The sequence below is a fragment of the Nocardia cyriacigeorgica genome, from assembly GCF_029868385.1.
Taxonomy (GTDB): domain Bacteria; phylum Actinomycetota; class Actinomycetes; order Mycobacteriales; family Mycobacteriaceae; genus Nocardia; species Nocardia cyriacigeorgica_F.
On sequence record NZ_JARWNX010000056.1, the window covers coordinates 116,153 to 133,332 of the forward strand.

Sequence of the window (17,180 nt, forward strand, 5' to 3'; positions counted from 1 at the left end):
TGCCCATTCGTGGACCTACCAGGTTCAGGAATGTTTCCCTGAGAAGTACTCCGAGGTGAATCAGGGTTCACGCCGGATGTGCGGGACGCACGCGGCGGGATACGTTCGCTGGGAAACCATGGAAGGGCCTCCACAGTGCGACAATCCACCGCCTCACTCGTCTCGTCCGGTCTCTACGCCGCCCTCGCGACGTTGGTTTTCTGCACCATGATTTCGGAGACGGTTTTCCTCTATCCGAACTATTTCCACGATGTCCCGGACTCGCTGGCCGTGGCCGACGAGTTCACCGCCGTGGTGTCGGTCGGCAGTGTGATGCGGCCGCTCGGCGCGGCCCTGACCCTCGCCGCCGTCGTGGCAGTCGCGCTCGGCCTGTGGACGAAGCAGGCTCGCTCGTGGCTGATCGCCTCACTGCTGTCGCTGGTATCGGGTCTTGCTCTGTTGTCGATGGTCTACCTGTGGCCGCGCTGGACGATGCTGTTCGACGACCGCGCCCGGTATACGGCCGACGAGCTGAACCGCACCGTCGCGGAGATTCAGGGCGCACATGTGGTCCGCTTGATACTCGGCGCCGCCACCGCGCTGTTCGCCGTGGTCGCGGCACTGCGGATCTATCGGAACCGAATTCTGGAGACAATGGAGCGGGCGACGCTCGAACCGCAGCGCGCGCGTTGATCCGCGACCACGGTGCGCCACCGCCGGTTCAGCCGTCGGCCCGCAGCAGCGCCGCGATCTCGGATTGGCCGCGCCGCACGGCATTGTCGAGTGCGGTGTTGCCGTCGCTGTCGCGGATACCCGGATCGGCGCCCGCATCCAGGAGTGCGGTGACGACCTGCTGGTAGCGCTGGCTGCCGTCGCCGTAGACGACAGCTTCGAGCAGTGCGGTCCAGCCGGGGGTGTTGATGTGGTCGACGTCGACGCCGGCGTCGATCAACCGCTGCACGGTGGCAACGAGGCCGTGTTCGGCGGCCGGGATGAGCGCGGTGCCGCCGTAACGGTTGACGCTGGTCAGGTCGGCGCCGTGAGTGAGGGTCAGTTCGAGGATGGTGTCGAGGCCTTCGGCGCCCGCGTAGAGGTAGGCCGAATCCTGAAGCGCGTCTGTGGCGTTCACATCGGCTCCGGCGTCGATCAGCACGTGTGCGGCTTCGGTGGCGCGGTTCTTGGTGGCTTCGATCAGCGGGGTGCGCGCGTGTTGTCCGCGGGCTTCGAGGTCCGCGCCGCGGGCCAGCAGGTCACGTACGCGGGCGGCGTCATCGGCGGCGGCCGCGGCCAGCAGATCGTCGTCGAGGGTGGGGTCGTGTGGTGGTGTCGCAGCCCCGGTGGACGGTGCGGTGGTCGCGGGCAGCGCCGAGGTCGGGGCCTGGGTGGGTGCGGGGTCGGCGGTGCATGCTCCGAGGGCCACCACCGCCGCGGCTGCCGCGACGACCATTCCGCCGGTGCGCAGCGAGCGCTTCCTCGGCACGCTTGCCTTCGTTCGCCCGAGCCGCATCGAGACCTCCTAAGTTTTGGTATACCAATCAGCTTGGCAGCGGAACTGGTGTTTGTCCAAGAAGTGCGCGAGATAGTGGCTATCGACACCACCCGCACCTAGCTGTCGGTATACCAAAATGCGTATGGTGGGGGCATGAAGGCATCAGGCGACCGCTACGTCATCACCGATCGCGACCGGGCGTATCTGCGCCGGTGCGTGGACCTGGCCCGCGCCGCCCTCGCCGATGGTGACGAGCCCTTCGGTTCGATCCTCGTCGACGCCGAACAAACGGTCCGGTTCGAGGCACGCAACCGCATCGTCTCCGGCGATCCGACCCAGCACCCGGAATTCGAAATAGCCCGCTGGGCCGGTATCCACCTCAGCCCCGAGGAGCGCGCCACCAGCGTCGTCTACACCTCCGGCGAGCACTGCCCGATGTGCAGCGCGGCGCACGCATGGGCCGGATTGGGACGCATCGTCTACGCCGTCGGTTCCGGCCAGCTCGGGCAATGGCAGCGCGAATGGGGCCTGCCTCCTGGACCGGTGACACCCTTACCCATCACCGACATCGCGCCGTCGATACCTGTCGCAGGCCCCGAACCCACCCTTGAAGCAGAGATCAAGGCCCTGCATGCGGAGGTGGCGGCCCGACACCGCGCCTGAATCATCCAGCGGAAGTGTCGATCGCCCGGCAGGTCCGAGCCTCCGGCGGCAGCAGTGGCCGCTGTCACCCCTCCGGTTCACCCCGCGACGCCGCGGTCGAGCGCTTCGGTGCTCGCGCGGCGGGCGGCGAGGGTGCGGCTGGTGTCGATGTGGGCGGCGGCGAGAGCTTCGGCTCGGCTGATGTCGCGGTTGGCGATGGCCTGGTAGAGCTGTTCGTGTTCGTGGGCGACAGTGGTGAGGTCGTCGTGGCGGCCGAGGAGCCAGCGCATGCGGCTGCGGAGGGTGCGTTCGAGTTCGCCGAGCAGGTCGTTGCCGGCGAGGCGGATCACCGTTTCGTGGAAATCGGCGGCGGCGCGGCGGGCGCCGACTGCGTCACCGGCGTGGGCGGCGGCCCATTCGGAGTCGAGGTCGCGGCGTAGCTCGTCGAGTCCGGCGCGGGTGGCGCGTTGGGCGGCGAGGCCGAATGCCAGCACTTCGAAAGCCGCGCGCACTTCGAGCAGGTCGGCGATATCGGTGGCGCTGAATTCCCGCACCACGGCCCAGCTGCGTGGTCGCGGTGTCACCAATCCCTCGGCGACCAGGGTTTTCAACGCGTCGCGCACCGGCAGCCGGGAGACGCCGAGTTCGGTGGCGAGGTCGCGTTCGACCAGTTTGGCGCCGGGTGCGCGTATGCCGTCGACGATCTGGTCGCGCAGTAGCCGGGTGACCCGCTCGGATTCGGATACGAACCCCTCCGACGTACTCATAGCCGCATTCTCCCACCCGTGGTGGGCGCGGGCTCAGATGCCGGGCCGCCCCAACTGTTGGAGCAGCGCTTCGTCCAGGTCGAGCATGTGTTGCACCCGCCCGAGCGCTTTGGCGCCGAAGGTTTCCCGGTCGCGGGCGCGCAGCAGTTCGCCACGTTGCGCGGCCAGCACCCGCAACCGCAGCTGCCGGTACTGTTCGCGCGGATCGGGGCCGTCGGTGGGCAGATCGCGCAATGCGGCCGCACCTTTGCGGACCGTGGTGTCGCGCACCATCTCGACGAGTTCGGGCGGGTAGGGATTTCCGTGGTCGTCGACGAGGTCGGGGGTGTCGAGCACCTGTTCGGCGGCGTCGGACAGCATGGTCATGAGTTCGACGGCGTCATCGTGCAACCGGACCGGGTCGTCACCGGGCACCCGGACCACGCGGATCACGGTCGGCAGGGTCAACCCCTGCACCAGCAGGGTGGTCACCGCGACGACGAAAGCGATGAGCACGAGCTCCGACCGCATCGGCGTGTCGGCGGGCAGGGTCTGCGCGGCCGCGACGGTCACCGCGCCGCGCATACCCGCCCAGGCCAGGACCACGCCGCCGCGGGCGCCGACGGTTTCGTTGAGCTGGAATTCGATCTTGGCCGAGACCTTGCCGAGGCGGCGGGTGATCATCCGGGCGCGTCTGCTGTCGTCGGGAAGATCACGGTCGGCGATGCGGGCATTGATGTCGTCCAGGCGTGGTTTGGCCTCGGCGGCGCGGCGCTGATCCAGGCGCAGGAAACCGACCAGCGGGGCGACGAACACCGCGCGGATCACCATCACCGCGATCGCGGCCAGCAGCCCGATCCCGAAAGCCTGTGCGGCGGAGAGCTGTTCGCCGCGCACATTGTCGATCAACCCCGACAGGCTCAACCCCATGAGCAGGAAGATCCCGCTTTCGAGCAGGAACGCCACCGTGCGCCAGTTGGTGGCATCGACGAGGCGGTCCTGGGCGCTGAGATGGCGGGGGCTCAGGTGCCCGCTGACCAATCCGGCGATCACCACCGCCAGCACACCGGAGCCGTGGAATTCCTCGGCGGGCAGATAGGCCAGGAACGGGATGACGAACGATATCGCGGTTTTGGCCACCGAATCGTCGAGCATCGCCCGCGCCCGCACCCCCAGCCAACCGACCAGCAGCCCGGCGAGCACCGCGACCACGACCGCCACCACGAAATCGCCGAGCACCTGCCATAGCGACACCGTCGCGGCCAGCGCCGCGACCGCCGACCGCAGCAGCACGAGCGCAGTGGCGTCGTTGACCAGCCCCTCCCCTTCCAGCATGGTCAACAGCCGCGAGGGCAACCCGAGCCGTTTACCAACCGAGGTCGCCGCGATCGGGTCGGTGGGGCTGATCACCGCACCCAGCGCGAACGCCGCGGGCCAGCCGATATCGGGAAGCAATGTGTGCAACAGCCAGCCGGTGCCGAGGGTGGTGACCACCACCAGCAGCACCGCGAGCCCGGTGATGGGTTTGAGATTGCGCCGAAAATCCACTGCGGGCATGTTCACCGCCGCCGAATACAGCAGCGGCGGCAACACCACCGTCAGAATCCATTCGGGATCGACGTCGGGGTGCGGGATACCGGGAACGAAACTGAGCGCGATACCGACCACGGCCAGGCTCAGCGGCGCGGCCACACCGAGAGTGTCGGAGAACGCCGCCACCACCACGATGGCGATGATGCCGACGACCACGACCAGGGTGATCTCCACGACCCCTCCTCCGATGCGACGGCGTTTTCCGGTAGCACCGTACGACGAAGATGGTGGCCGTGATTCGATGTGGCGACGGTGTTTCCTCAGACGGCGACCGATCGGAGCTGACGATGACGGACTCTCCCGCTATCACCGCGCTTTCTCGCACCGAGCAGGCCGCTCTCGGCAGCGGCGCCGATTTCTGGACCACGAAGGCGATCGGGCCGGTGCCCTCCATCATGCTGACCGACGGCCCGCACGGGGTGCGCAGGCAGGCCGGCGCCACCGATCATCTCGGGCTCGCGGCCAGCATGCCCGCCACCTGTTTCCCGCCCGCGGTCGGGCTCGGACAGAGCTGGGACCCGCAGCTGGTGCGCCGGGTCGGGGAGGCGCTCGGACGGGAGGCACGCGCCCTCGACGTCGATGTGCTGTTGGGGCCGGGGATCAATATCAAACGTGATCCGCGCTGCGGGCGGGTCTTCGAGTACTACTCCGAGGACCCACTGCTCACCGGTACGCTCGGCGCGGCGTGGGTGCAGGGTGTGCAGGGCACCGGGGTGGGCGCTTCGCTCAAGCATTTCGCCGCCAACAACGCCGAACACGATCGGATGCGGTCGAGTTCGGATGTCGACGAGCGCCCGTTGCGGGAGATCTATCTGCGCGCGTTCGCCCATATCGTGCGCACCGCGCGGCCGTGGACGGTGATGTGCTCCTACAACCGGATCAACGGTGTGTACGCGTCGGAGAACCAGTGGCTGCTCACCGAGTTGTTGCGCGGGGAATGGGGTTTCGACGGCCTGGTGGTCAGCGATTGGGGTGCGGTCGCCGATCGGGTCGCCGCGGTCGCGGCGGGCCTGGATCTGGAGATGCCCGGCGGCAGCGGTGTGTCGGATGCGGCGGTGGTGGCGGCCGTCGAATCCGGTGCGCTCGACCCCGCCGCGGTCGAGGGGGCCGCGCAGCGGGTGGCCGCGCTGGCGGCGAGGGTGGTCGAGGGCCGCGCCGCGGCGACCGCGCCCCCGGATCTGGACGCTCATCATCGGCTGGCGCGTGCGGTGGCGGCGCGCTGTGTGGTGTTGTTGCGCAACGAAGGTGATCTGCTGCCGTTGAGCCAAGGGCGATCGCTGGCGGTGATCGGCGAGTTCGCGCAGTCGCCGCGTTATCAGGGTGGGGGTAGCTCGCATGTGAACCCGACCCGCGTCGACATCCCGCTCGCCGAGATCGAAGCCGCGGCCGCACCGGGACGGGTGCGGTATGCGCGCGGGTTCAGCACCGACGGCACCACCGATGACAGTGCGCGGGCCGAGGCGGTCACCGCGGCCGGGGACGCCGAGGTGGCGGTGGTGTTCCTCGGTCTGGGCGCGGGACAGGAATCGGAGGGTTTCGACCGCGACGACATCGAGGTGCCCGCCGATCAGCTCGCGCTGCTCGCCGAGATCGTGGCGGTGCAGCCGAACACCGTGGTGGTGCTGTCGCACGGCGGGGTGCTGCGGTTGGCGCCGGTGGCCGATCTCGCGCCTGCGATCGTCGACGGCGCGCTGCTCGGGCAGGCGGGCGGCGGCGCGCTCGCCGATGTCCTGTTCGGGCGGGTCAATCCGTCGGGGCGGCTCACCGAGACCGTGCCGATGCGCCTACAGGATGTGCCCGCCTACCTGAATTTCCCCGGCGAGAACTCCCATATCCGCTACGGCGAGGGCATCCACGTCGGCTACCGCTGGTACGACGCCCGTGATCTCGCGGTGTGCTATCCGTTCGGGCACGGCCTGTCCTACACCAGCTTCGGCTACTCCGACCTGTCGGTCGAATCCGGCCAGGAGCAGCTCACCGTGCGGGTCACCGTCACCAACACCGGCAGTCGTGGCGGTCGGGAGGTTGTGCAGATCTATACCGCGCTGCCCGAGTCGACGGTGAGCCGCCCACCGCGGGAACTGAAGGGTCATGCGGTCACCGCGGAGTTGGCGCCCGGTGCGAGCGAACAGGTGTCGATCACGATCGACCGCGACGAGCTGGCCTATTGGGAAACCCGCATCGGTGACTGGATCGTCGAGGGCGGTGCGTATCAGGTGATGGCGGGTGCGTCCAGCCGTGACATCCGGGCCACCACACAGATCGAGGTGCCCGGTGATGACCTGCGGATTCCGATCACGAAACAGTCCACGCTCGGTGAGGCGCTGGCGAATCCGGCGGCCGCGGCCGTGCTGGCCGATATGTTCGCCGGGATGACCGGCAACGGTGACGGACAGGCGCTCGGGGTCGACATGATGCGCATGCTCGCCTCCATCCCCTTGGACCGGCTCACCGGATTCGGTATGGCACCCGCCGATCTCGACACGCTGCTCACCGCGACCGGCGACGACACCTGATCCGCACGACTGGCCGAAAATCTCGATTTTATGGCCGTCAAGCATTGTCCGGCTCCGCGTACCGCGCCCTACGCTCGAACAATTCGACGAGGCGACGGAGGCAGGATGGCGTTCGACTACGACGTGCTGGTGATCGGTTCGGGTTTCGGCGGCAGCGTCACCGCGCTGCGGCTCACCGAGAAGGGCTACCGGGTGGGCGTGCTCGAAGCCGGGCGCCGCTTCGCCGACCACGAATTCGCCACCACCTCGTGGCAGGCGCGAAAGTTCCTGTGGGCGCCCCGGTTCGGTTGTTTCGGCATCCAACGGCTGACCCTGTTGAAGAACACCTTCATCATGAGCGGCGCCGGGGTGGGCGGCGGCTCACTGGTCTACGCCAACACCCTCTACGAACCACCCGCGGCGTTCTACACCGATAAGCAGTGGGCCGCGATCACCGACTGGCGCACCGAACTGGCCCCACACTACGACCAGGCCAAACGCATGCTCGGCGTCACCACCAACCCGGCCACCACACCCAGTGACCGGGTGCTGCGGGAAGTGGCCGAAGATCTGGGCATCGCCCACACCTACCGGCAGACACCGGTCGGGGTCCTGTTCGGCGGTGCGGGCGCGCGGCCGGGCGCGCAAGTGCCCGATCCGTACTTCGGTGGCGTCGGCCCCGCCCGCCGCACCTGCACCCACTGCGGGGAATGTATGACCGGATGCCGCCACAACGCCAAGAACACCCTGGTCAAGAACTATCTGTATCTGGCCGAGCAGGCGGGCGCCCAGGTGCACCCGTTGACGACGGTGGTGGATGTGCGCCCGCGTCCCGGCGGCGGCTACACCGTGCGCACGCGCGGCACCGGCCGCTGGGTGCGCACGAACACGCGCGTGTTCACCGCCGAACAGGTGGTGTTCTCCGCGGCTGCGCTCGGCACCCAGAAACTGCTGCACGCCTTGCGTGATCGCGGATCCCTCCCGCATGTTTCGGCGCGGTTGGGTTATCTGTCGCGCACCAACTCCGAGGAACTGCTGTCGGTGCGCAGCCGCCGCGCCGACGCCGATTTCACCAAGGGCGTCGCCATCACCTCCTCCATCCACCCCGACGCCCACACCCACATCGAGCCGGTGCGCTACGGCAAGGGCAGCAACGCACTCGCCGTGATCACCACCGCCATGGTCGGTGACAACGGCGTCGATCCGCGGTGGCGGCAATGGCTGCGGCAGTTGCGGCGCCACCGCCGCGATCTGCGCGCCATGCACGATCCGCGGCGGTGGTCCGAGCAGATGATCGGACTGCTGGTGATGCAGTCGGTGGACAACTCCATCACCACCTACACCACACGCGGCCTGTTCGGCCGGAAGATGACCACCCGACAGGGTGAGGGCAGCCCCAACCCCACCTGGATTCCCATCGGTCACGAGGTCGCCGACCGGGTGGCCGACAAGATCGACGGCTTCCCCACCGGCGCCACCAGCAGCATCGTCGACATCCCGGCGACAGGGCATTTCATCGGCGGTTGCGCCATCGGCGACTCCCCCGCCACCGGCGTCGTCGACCCGTACCACCGCCTCTACGGCCATCCGGGTCTGCACGTCATCGACGGTTCCACCATCTCGGCCAATCTCGGCGTCAACCCATCGCTGACCATCACCGCCCAGGCCGAACGCGCGATCGCACTGTGGCCCAACAAGGGCGAGCCCGATCCGCGGCCCGCGCTGGGCGCACCGTATCGGCGACTGACCCCGATCGCGCCGGTGGCCCCGGTGGTGCCCGCGCAGGCGCCGGCCGCGCTGCGGTTGCCGATCATCGAGATCTCGGGCGGGCAGGCTCTGGCCGAGCACGACAGCTGACCGTTGCGGGCCGGAGGCGCTTCAGCGCCCGCCACGCCGAGGTCGATGGGCGGGCGCGGCCCCGCGCGTTGTTCTCGCCCCGAGCGGTCCTCGGGCGGCACACTGGTCCGGGTGGACAACGTCTCGGTGGCCGCGGTGGTGTGCGCGTTCATCGCCGCGCTGGGGTTCGCCGTCGCCGCGGTCGCGCAGCAGCGGGCGGCCGCCGAGGTGCCGGCCGGGCAGGCCCTTCTCGCCGGTCTGATGCGTAGTCCCCGCTGGTGGGCGGGGATCATCGGTGACGGCGGCGCGTTCGTCTTCCAGATCGTGGCGCTGGCGCTGGGTTCGGTGCTGGTCGTGCAGCCCATCCTGGTGACCTCCCTGGTGTTCGCGCTGCCACTGGCCGCCCACTACAACCGGGTGCCGGTCACCCGGACCGCGTGGGCGCATGCGGGCGCGCTGTCGATCGCGCTGGCGTGTTTCCTGGTGGTCGGCGACCCGTCGGAGGGGGTGCGCGATGCGCCGTGGGCGCAGTGGATGGGCCCGCTGTCGCTGGTGTTCGGGCTGGCGGTCGCTGCGGTGGTGGCCGCGCTGCTGGTGCGGGTCACGGCGCTGCGGGCGATGCTGCTCGGTGCGGCCGCCGGTCTGCTGTTCGGTGTGTCGGCCGCGCTCACCCAGCACGTGGTGGAACTGTTCGGCGACGGGATCGGCGCGGCGCTGAGCGGTTGGGAGCCCTACACCATGGTCGGCGCGGGCCTGGTCGGGTTGTATCTGCAACAGCGTGCCTATCAGATCGGTGCGCTGTCGGCGTCGCTGCCTGCGTTCACCGTGGCCGAACCGCTGGGCGCGATGTTCCTCGGTCTCACCGTCCTCGAGGAACGACTCGACACGGGACCGGCCGGGATCGCCGTGGTGCTGGCGTCGGTCGTGGTGATGTGTATTGCGGCAGTGCAGCTTTCCCGCGTCCAGGCGCGAAGCACCGCACCCGCACCCGAACGTGTCGGTTGAGCGGCGCCTCCGCCCTTTGTTCGACTCGGCCGCTGGGCCGATTGGACTGACCGCCGTCTTGCCGCGACATCCCGACGATGGCATGATACGAAACTATCAGTTTCGATACCATGAGTCTCGTAACTCGTGGGCCATGGAGGCAGTCATGATCAACTGGGCCGGACGGATACTCGCGTTCCTCGGAGGCGTCCACCTCACCGCGGCGACGCTGCTGAGCCACCGCCACTTCGCCGAATGGTTCACCTTCGGACTGTGGTTGCCCGACAGCGATATCACCGAACTGCCCGCCCCGATCGGCGCCTTCTGGTTCGGGCCTGGCAGCTTCGGCGCACCATTGCTGCTGCTCGGCGTGCTCGTCGTCTGGATGGACCGCCGCCACATCACACCACCGGCATTCCTGGCCGTGGCACTGATCGCCTGGACCCTGCTGTGCGCGCTGATCTTCGAACCCGCACCCTGGGTTCTGGCCACCGCCGCGGCGGTCACCCTCCTGATCGGCATCCGTCACGCAGGCATCCCGACCGCACCCACAGCCCGCGCGACGGTCACCGCCCCTCGGTGACCGTCACCGGCACGGTGATCCGCGGGATGCGACGCAAGAGGGGTTCGGTCGGCACGTGCTTGCCGTCGAGGGCGATCACCACGCATTCACCGCCACCGAGGGCATCACGGCCAGGTCGACAGCGCAGTGGTGCCTATCGGATCCGGAATCCCCGCGAGGTCGTCGTCTGCTGTCAGCGAAACGCGAGGGCCGGACCGGCACTCGGCTGGCATGCTCGGTGCCATGGAGAATGATTTGCGGGCAGCTGAGCGGCGACTCCAGGCTGCGCAGCTGGCCGGGGATGTCCAGGCGCTGGACGAGTTGCTCGATGACCGGCTGATCTTCACGTTCGGCGCGGACACCTTCACCAAGGCCGATGATCTCGAGCTGCACCGCAGTAGGGCTCAGATCGTGAGCAAACTCGAAGAAGAACAGCTGACGGTACTGGTGGAAGGATCGACCGGGGTCACCTGGTTCCTCGGCGTCGTCGAGGGCAGCGTTCACGGATCACCATTCACCGCCAGGATGCGCTATACCCGCGCCTGGGCGCACGACGACTCGCGTGGCTGGCGGGTCGTTGCCGCACATGCCTCGGCGGTCCAGTAGTGCACCCACGGTGACCGAGGTCGTGCGAACCGGTATCTGTTGAACGGCGCTCCGCCCGCCATCGCACACAACTGTCAGTGCGCCGCGCGGATCGCCGCCGCAATCCGGTCCACATCGGCTCGTTCCTGCTCCGGCAGCGGCGCTCCCGCACTGTCACGCTCGGCCTCGGCCGCCGACAACAGGTCGCGAGCCCGCTCGACCTGCCCGGCGAGAACGGCCGCTCCCGCGAGCCCTTCCAACGCGAGCGCGACCGCACGTGGATCGCCGGTGCCGCGGGCAACGGCCAAACCTTCTTCGTGGAGTTCACGCGCCCGTTCCGCCTCGCCCCGCAGTTCGGCGATGAAACCCAGCTCGGTGAGGCTGTGCGCGACGCCCGGCGCGTAACCGACTTCCCGGTTCCAGTCCAGCGATACCCGAATATGGCGTTCGGCGTCATCGAGCCGACCCGCCCGACGAGCCCCGATACCGAGACCCACCTCGGCGAACACCCGGCGCGACATATGCCCCTGGCCGACCGATAGATCGCGGGCACGCTCATGCAACAGTCGCGCCCGCTCCAACTCACCACCCAGCAACGCGAGCCTGCCCAGCCCCGACAACATATCCGCCACCTGTGGCCACAACCCGAGTTCCTCGGCCCGGTCCAAACCGTCACGACGCAGCCGCGCCGCATCGGCGTAATCGCCGACCACCTCCGCCCGCCGGGCCAGCATATCCGCGGCCCGAAGCTGCCCCCACCGATCACCGAGATCGGCGAAGACCCTGGCACTTTCGCGCGCATGACGATCCATCGCCGCGACATCACCACGCAACAACGCATGATGGGCGGCACTGCTCGACGCCGCCGCGATCCCCCAATCATCCTCGGCGGCACGGAATCCGGTCAGCGCACGCGCCACGAGCCCATCGCTGACCGCCTGATCGCCCGCACCCAGCAGCACCTCCGCCAACAACCATTCGGTGAACGCACGGCCCGCCGGATCGTCCACCCCGTCGAACCCGGCCAGCCCGGCCCGCACCAACGCCTCCCGGTCCGCCTCCTCACCACCGAGCAGCAGCAGCGCCGAACGCCAACCGTTGACCCGCGCCCACAACGCCGACCCGCGCTCACCGGCAGCGCTGAGCGCCGCGTCGAGCAGCCGGACACCGTCGGCGAGCCGCCCACGCAGAAACCAGTACCAGGCCAACGCGTCGACGAGCCGGAGCGCACCGTCACCATCACCGCGACGCACCGAATCCTCCACGGCCGAACGAAGATTCGCGTACTCGGTGTCCAGCACCGTGAGCCACTGCCGCTGATCCGCACCACGCAACCGCTCACGCGCTCCTTCGGCGAGGGTCGTGTAATACCCGTTGCGCATATCGCGAACCAGATCGGCTTCCCCGGCCTCGACCAGACGGTCCGAGCAGTACAGCGCGACCGATTCCAACAGCCGGTACCGCGGCCCCTGCCCGGTATCGGCCATCACCACCAGCGACCGATCCACCAGACGTGCGAGCAGGTCGAGGACCCGTCCACGCGGCAACTCCCCGATCGCGCAGATCTGTTCGGCCGCCGCCACCGTGAAACCATCGACGTGCACCGACAGCCTTCTCAGCACAGCCTGCTCCGGTGCGCTCAACTGCTCCCAACTCCAGTCGATCATCGCGCGCAATGTCTGCTGACGACCAGGCGCACCACGGTGCCCGAGAACCAGCAGATCGAATCGATCGTCCATCCGCGCGGCGAGTTCACCGACCCCGAGCGCCCGCACCCGGGCAGCGGCCAGCTCCAACGCCAGCGGAATCCCATCCAGCCGCCGACAGATCGTGGCGACCGCCGCGGCATTGCCCGCGTCGATGCTGAAGCCGGGCACCGCGGCCGCCGCCCGCGCGAGGAACAACCGAACAGCACTGAACTTCGGCAACACCTCAGCGCCGACATCGGCGGGCGAATGCGGCAATTCGAGCGCGGCGACCGGATAAACGGCCTCACCGAACACACCGAGTGGTTCCTGGCTCGTGGCCAGCACCCGCAGACTCGGCACCGCCCGCAACAACTGTTCGGCCAGTTCGGCGACCACCGCCACCAGATGCTCACAATTGTCCAGCACCAGCAGCACCCGTTTGCCGTACAACGCCGTGACCAGCCGGTCGACCGAACCGGCGACGCTGCGGCCGTCATCGCGGATACCGAGCACCGCGTGCATCGTGTCCACGATGCTCGTCCGCGGCACCGACGTCGCCTCGATCCCGGCCAACTCCACCAACCACACACCGTCGGCGTGCTCATCGAGCAACGCGCGCGCCGCCTCGACCGCCAACCGCGTCTTACCGACACCACCGGGCCCGATGAGGGTCACCAACCGATGCGCACCGACCAACGCACCCACTTCGTGCACCGCTTCCGCCCGGCCGATCAACTCGGTCAACGGACCGGGCACATTCGTCACCGCGGCGGCCGAACGCGGCGCCAGCAGCGGGTCCTGCGCGAGGATCGCCTGATGCACCGCCACGATCTCCGGACTCGGATCCACGCCGAGTTCGGTGCGCAACCGCTGCCGTAACTCGGTGAAAGCGGCCAGCGCCTCCCCCTGACGACCAGCACTGTACAACGCCCGCATATACACCGCCCGCAACCGTTCACGCAGCGGATGTTCGGCCACCACAGGCGCCAAATCAGCAGCCAGCTCACCGTATTCGCCCACCTCGAGCAACGCTTCGGCCCTGGCCTCCACCGCCGACAACCGCAGTTCGGTCAACCGCGCCGCCTCCACCGCCGCGAATTCTTCGTCGGCGAACTCGGCGAACGCCGCGCCGCGCCACAGGTCGAGCGCCGCGCCCAGGGTATCGATCCGCGACCGGGCATCGGTCGCACCGGCCCCGAGCAACGCCTCGAAACGACCCGCGTCCACCGCCTCGGCCACGACATCCAGGCTGTAGCCCGCGACCCGCGACACCACCAGCGTGCGGGCGCCCGGTTCGGCGGCCGCGAGCGCAGCACGCAACTGCGAGACCTTCACCTGGAGCGCGGCAGCCGCATCACGGGGCGCACGCCGCGGCCACAGCACCTCGATGAGCCGATCGGTCGACACCGGACGCCCACGGTGCACGAGAAGAACGGCGAGCACAGTGCCCACCTGCCCGGCCGGGATCGTGACCGGCTCACCCCGATCCGTCCACGCCATCAGTGGACCGAGCACACCGAACCTCATCGTCGTGACGATACGGACCCCCGGTAGGGGCGGGGCAAGGCGGCTGTAGGTGCGCTGTAGGGCGCCCCGGCGAAGGTCATGCCAGACAACGACGGCCGGAAAGGCGAACCCGATGCAGACATCCGAATCCTTGCGTGTGGCGATCATCATCGGCAGCACACGGGTCCAACGATTCGGCCCGACGGTGGCCACCTGGTTCCACGACCACGCCCGCGCACACGGCGGCCTCGACCTGGACCTCATCGACCTCGCCGAGACCGGGCTGCCCGATGTCCTCGGCCACACCGACGACGCCGTCACCGCCCTGGCCACACGTCTGGCCCGAGCCGACGCCTTCGTCATCGTCTCGCCCGAATACAACCGCGGCTATCCCGCCGCACTCAAAACCGCCATCGACTCCTACGTCGAGGAGTGGAAGGCGAAACCGGTCGGCATCGTCTCCTACGGCGGCGTCTCCGGCGGCCTGCGCGCCGCCGAACAACTCCGCCAGGTCCTCGGCGAACTGCACGCCGTCACGATCCGCGACACCGTCAGTTTCCACTCCTGCTGGAACAGATTCGACGACAACGGCCGCCCCCTCGACCTCGCCGGAGCCAGCACCGCCGCGACGGTACTGCTCAACCAACTCACCTGGTGGGCCCGCGCGCTACGCACCGCCCGCACCACCCAGCCCTACCCGTTCTGAACCCCGAAGAGGCACCGATGTCGAAACAACCGGCCACCGCCCTCGCCCTCCTGGCCCTCTCCAGCCTGATCACCTCACTGGACTTCACCATCATCTACGTCGCCCTCCCCGATATCGCCCGCGACGTCGGCTTCTCCGGACACTCCATGCAATGGGTGGTCAGCGCCTACGCCATCTTCTTCGGCGGACTGCTCCTGCTGGGCGGACGATCCGCCGACCTGCTCGGCCGCCGCCGAATGTTCATCCTCGGCATGCTGCTGTTCGGCGCCGCCTCCCTGCTCGGCGGCCTCGCCGCCACCACCACCGCCCTGATCGTGGCGCGCGCGATCCAGGGCATCGGCGCGGCCATCCTGTTCCCCGCCACCCTGTCACTGGTCAACACCATGTTCGATGAAGGACCACAGCGAATCCGCGCCCTCGCGGTATGGGCAGGCGCAGGCGCGGTCGGACTCAGCCTCGGCGCACTGCTCGGCGGCGTCCTCACCAGCGCATTCGGCTGGCAGGCCGTGTTCTTGGTCAACGTCCCCCTCGTCCTCGCCGCAGCCGCGGCAGCGGTGCCGCTGCTGCGCGCCGACGGCCCCCGCGACCGCGGACGCTTCGATCTGCCCGGTGCGCTCACCGGCACCGTCGGCATCACCCTGCTGGTGTTCACCGTGGCGCAAGGACCCGAATCCGGGTGGACCGCCGCGCCGGTCGTGGGTGGCGGCGTGCTGGCCGCGATCCTGTTGACCACGTTCGTGATCATCGAGGCACGCAGCCCCAGCCCACTCATGCCGTTACGGCTGGCACGCGCACTGGGCCCGGTGCTCGCCGTCATCTTCGTCTTCGGCGCCACCATGCAGAACATCGTCTACTTCCTCACCCTGTTCCTCCAGAACGTGTGGCGCTACAGCGCCCTGCTCACCGGGCTCGCGTTCCTGAGCCTGTCGGTGGTCATCGCTGTCGCGAACTTCGTCGCCGAACGACTCATCGTCCGACTCGGCCTGCGCACCACCCTGCTCACCGGACTGCTGCTCGGCGCGGCGGGCGGTGCCCTGCTGGCCGCAGGTATGGTCGCCGACGGCTCCTACCGGACGATCCTGGCCGGAATCCTGGTCTACGGCGCGGGCATGGGCACCGTATTCCCCACCGTGTTCGCCGCCGCCGGAACCGGTGTCGCCGAACGCGAACAGGGCAGCGCGGGCGGAATGGCCAACACCGCGATGCAGATCGGCACCGGCGTCGGGCTCGCGATCCTCGTCGGCATCGCGAACGCCGGTGTGGCCGGACTCGACGGCGATCGCCTGCGGATAGCGACAGCAGACCAACTGCGCACCACGGTCACCGTCGCCGCCGCACTCACCCTGCTCGGCCTACTCGCCGCCCTGCTGCTACCCGGCAACAAGGCGGTCGACACCGACCCCGCAGCCGAATCCGTCCCGGTCGCTTGACACCATCGGCCACCGCTACCCACGAAAGCGAGCAGACATGAACGCACCGACGCATCCATCCCACCGATGGGGTGGCGAGGATCTGGACGTGGACGCCTACCTGGCCCGGATCGGCTTCAAGGGCGACCGCGCACCGACCCCGGCGACACTGCGCGACCTCGTATTCCGGCACACCACGACCATCCCCTTCGAGAACCTGGAGATCATCCTCGGCCGCCCGGTCCTCCTGGACGTGCCGGCCATGCAGGACAAGATGATTCGCCACCGCAGGGGCGGATACTGCTACGAGAACAGCGCCCTGTTCGCGGCCGCACTGGAACGGCTCGGCTTCGGCGTCTTCGGTCTGAGCGGGCGAATCTTCCTCGGCCCGGACGACACACTGCTGCCCGCCACCCACGCGGCACTACACGTGACCACCGCCGACGGGCGGGTCTGGCTATGCGATGTCGGCTTCGGTTCGGGCCCACTCGAACCGATCGAACTGACTCCCCGCGACGGCGAGTTCACCGTCGGTGGCCGACGATTCCGACTCGAACTCGACGTGGACGAACTCGGCACGAAGGTGGCGACACTGCATCACTTCGCCCGCGACAGCTGGCTGAACCGACGCAGGTTCACATTGACACCGCAATACCGGATCGACTACACGGTCGGCAACCACTACGTGTCGACGTCCCCCCATTCCCCGTTCACCACCCGGCCCCTCGTGCAACGCCTCCACCCGGATGTCCACTATCTGCTCGACGGCCTCACCCTGAACATCGGGTATCCGGACGGAACCGGCGAATCCCGTGAGGTGGCGCGGACCGAACTGCCGAAGATCCTGTCCGAAACCTTCGACATCGACCTCGATACGGCCGACGCCACCAGGCTGGTCGAGCAGCCGTGGCCTTCCGATCAGCGCCTGTGATCCATCTCCGCCGGGCCGGGTGACCTCCC

14 protein-coding genes are annotated in these 17,180 nt (G+C 68.7%); 10 read left to right on the forward strand and 4 right to left on the reverse strand.

Annotated elements, in window-relative coordinates:
- The first annotated feature begins 135 nt into the window (after positions 1-135).
- Complete coding sequence (locus QH168_RS18440; protein ID WP_280235940.1) at positions 136-672, forward strand: hypothetical protein; 537 nt, start codon at positions 136-138, stop codon at positions 670-672.
- 28 nt (positions 673-700) lie between these two features.
- Here QH168_RS18440 and QH168_RS18445 read toward each other — a convergent pair whose 3' ends face one another.
- Positions 701-1,459, reverse strand: coding sequence for an ankyrin repeat domain-containing protein (locus tag QH168_RS18445; RefSeq protein ID WP_348537594.1), 759 nt, complete (start codon positions 1,457-1,459; stop codon positions 701-703).
- A 162-nt stretch (positions 1,460-1,621) separates the two neighbouring features.
- On the opposite strand from QH168_RS18445, the gene QH168_RS18450 reads away from it, so the two are divergent.
- Complete coding sequence (locus QH168_RS18450) at positions 1,622-2,131, forward strand: nucleoside deaminase (protein WP_280235941.1); 510 nt, start codon at positions 1,622-1,624, stop codon at positions 2,129-2,131.
- A 77-nt stretch (positions 2,132-2,208) separates the two neighbouring features.
- On the opposite strand, the gene QH168_RS18455 is transcribed toward QH168_RS18450, so the two are convergent.
- Together QH168_RS18455 and QH168_RS18460 are read right to left on the reverse strand one after the other, a co-directional pair.
- The gene (locus QH168_RS18455; RefSeq protein ID WP_280235942.1) at positions 2,209-2,877 is read right to left on the reverse strand and encodes a GntR family transcriptional regulator; all 669 of its coding nucleotides are present in this window, start codon (positions 2,875-2,877) and stop codon (positions 2,209-2,211) included.
- A 33-nt stretch (positions 2,878-2,910) separates the two neighbouring features.
- Positions 2,911-4,623 (reverse strand): cation:proton antiporter, encoded by a 1,713-nt coding sequence (locus QH168_RS18460; RefSeq protein WP_280235943.1) that lies wholly within the window; start codon positions 4,621-4,623, stop codon positions 2,911-2,913.
- 113 nt (positions 4,624-4,736) lie between these two features.
- Here QH168_RS18460 and QH168_RS18465 point away from each other — a divergent pair, with 113 nt between their 5' ends.
- The 5 genes from QH168_RS18465 (at position 4,737) to QH168_RS18485 (ending at position 10,932) form a co-directional block, all read left to right on the forward strand.
- Entirely contained in the window at positions 4,737-6,965 is a 2,229-nt protein-coding gene (locus QH168_RS18465) for a glycoside hydrolase family 3 C-terminal domain-containing protein (RefSeq protein ID WP_280235944.1), read from the forward strand.
- Positions 6,966-7,070: 105 nt separating this feature from the next.
- Entirely contained in the window at positions 7,071-8,801 is a 1,731-nt protein-coding gene (locus QH168_RS18470; RefSeq protein WP_280235945.1) for a GMC family oxidoreductase, read from the forward strand.
- 111 nt (positions 8,802-8,912) lie between these two features.
- Complete coding sequence (locus QH168_RS18475; RefSeq protein WP_280235946.1) at positions 8,913-9,785, forward strand: DMT family transporter; 873 nt, start codon at positions 8,913-8,915, stop codon at positions 9,783-9,785.
- A 145-nt stretch (positions 9,786-9,930) separates the two neighbouring features.
- Positions 9,931-10,347: a DUF6463 family protein gene (locus QH168_RS18480; RefSeq protein ID WP_280235947.1), complete on the forward strand. Its 417-nt coding sequence runs from the start codon at positions 9,931-9,933 to the stop codon at positions 10,345-10,347.
- A 222-nt stretch (positions 10,348-10,569) separates the two neighbouring features.
- Positions 10,570-10,932: a nuclear transport factor 2 family protein gene (locus QH168_RS18485; RefSeq protein WP_280235948.1), complete on the forward strand. Its 363-nt coding sequence runs from the start codon at positions 10,570-10,572 to the stop codon at positions 10,930-10,932.
- Between the two features lie 74 nt (positions 10,933-11,006).
- Here QH168_RS18485 and QH168_RS18490 read toward each other — a convergent pair whose 3' ends face one another.
- Positions 11,007-14,126: an ATP-binding protein gene (locus tag QH168_RS18490; protein ID WP_280235949.1), complete on the reverse strand. Its 3,120-nt coding sequence runs from the start codon at positions 14,124-14,126 to the stop codon at positions 11,007-11,009.
- A gap of 112 nt (positions 14,127-14,238) precedes the next feature.
- On the opposite strand from QH168_RS18490, the gene QH168_RS18495 reads away from it, so the two are divergent.
- Genes QH168_RS18495 through QH168_RS18505 form a run of 3 tightly spaced genes read left to right on the forward strand, consistent with a single transcriptional unit; the run spans position 14,239 to position 17,151 of the window.
- Complete coding sequence (locus QH168_RS18495; RefSeq protein WP_280235950.1) at positions 14,239-14,811, forward strand: NADPH-dependent FMN reductase; 573 nt, start codon at positions 14,239-14,241, stop codon at positions 14,809-14,811.
- Between the two features lie 17 nt (positions 14,812-14,828).
- Positions 14,829-16,241 (forward strand): MFS transporter, encoded by a 1,413-nt coding sequence (locus QH168_RS18500; RefSeq protein ID WP_280235951.1) that lies wholly within the window; start codon positions 14,829-14,831, stop codon positions 16,239-16,241.
- 37 nt (positions 16,242-16,278) lie between these two features.
- Positions 16,279-17,151: an arylamine N-acetyltransferase family protein gene (locus tag QH168_RS18505; protein ID WP_280235952.1), complete on the forward strand. Its 873-nt coding sequence runs from the start codon at positions 16,279-16,281 to the stop codon at positions 17,149-17,151.
- The last annotated feature ends 29 nt before the right edge of the window (positions 17,152-17,180 follow it).

Excerpts from the sequence above, each read along its gene's own strand:
- QH168_RS18450 (WP_280235941.1), top strand. The coding sequence starts at position 1,622 with ATGAAGGCATCAGGCGACCGCTACGTCATCACCGATCGCGACCGGGCG.
- QH168_RS18455 (WP_280235942.1), bottom strand. The coding sequence starts at position 2,877 with ATGAGTACGTCGGAGGGGTTCGTATCCGAATCCGAGCGGGTCACCCGG.
- QH168_RS18465 (WP_280235944.1), top strand. The coding sequence starts at position 4,737 with ATGACGGACTCTCCCGCTATCACCGCGCTTTCTCGCACCGAGCAGGCC.
- QH168_RS18470 (WP_280235945.1), top strand. The coding sequence starts at position 7,071 with ATGGCGTTCGACTACGACGTGCTGGTGATCGGTTCGGGTTTCGGCGGC.
- QH168_RS18480 (WP_280235947.1), top strand. The coding sequence starts at position 9,931 with ATGATCAACTGGGCCGGACGGATACTCGCGTTCCTCGGAGGCGTCCAC.
- QH168_RS18485 (WP_280235948.1), top strand. The coding sequence starts at position 10,570 with ATGGAGAATGATTTGCGGGCAGCTGAGCGGCGACTCCAGGCTGCGCAG.
- QH168_RS18490 (WP_280235949.1), bottom strand. The coding sequence starts at position 14,126 with ATGAGGTTCGGTGTGCTCGGTCCACTGATGGCGTGGACGGATCGGGGT.
- QH168_RS18495 (WP_280235950.1), top strand. The coding sequence starts at position 14,239 with ATGCAGACATCCGAATCCTTGCGTGTGGCGATCATCATCGGCAGCACA.
- QH168_RS18500 (WP_280235951.1), top strand. The coding sequence starts at position 14,829 with ATGTCGAAACAACCGGCCACCGCCCTCGCCCTCCTGGCCCTCTCCAGC.
- QH168_RS18505 (WP_280235952.1), top strand. The coding sequence starts at position 16,279 with ATGAACGCACCGACGCATCCATCCCACCGATGGGGTGGCGAGGATCTG.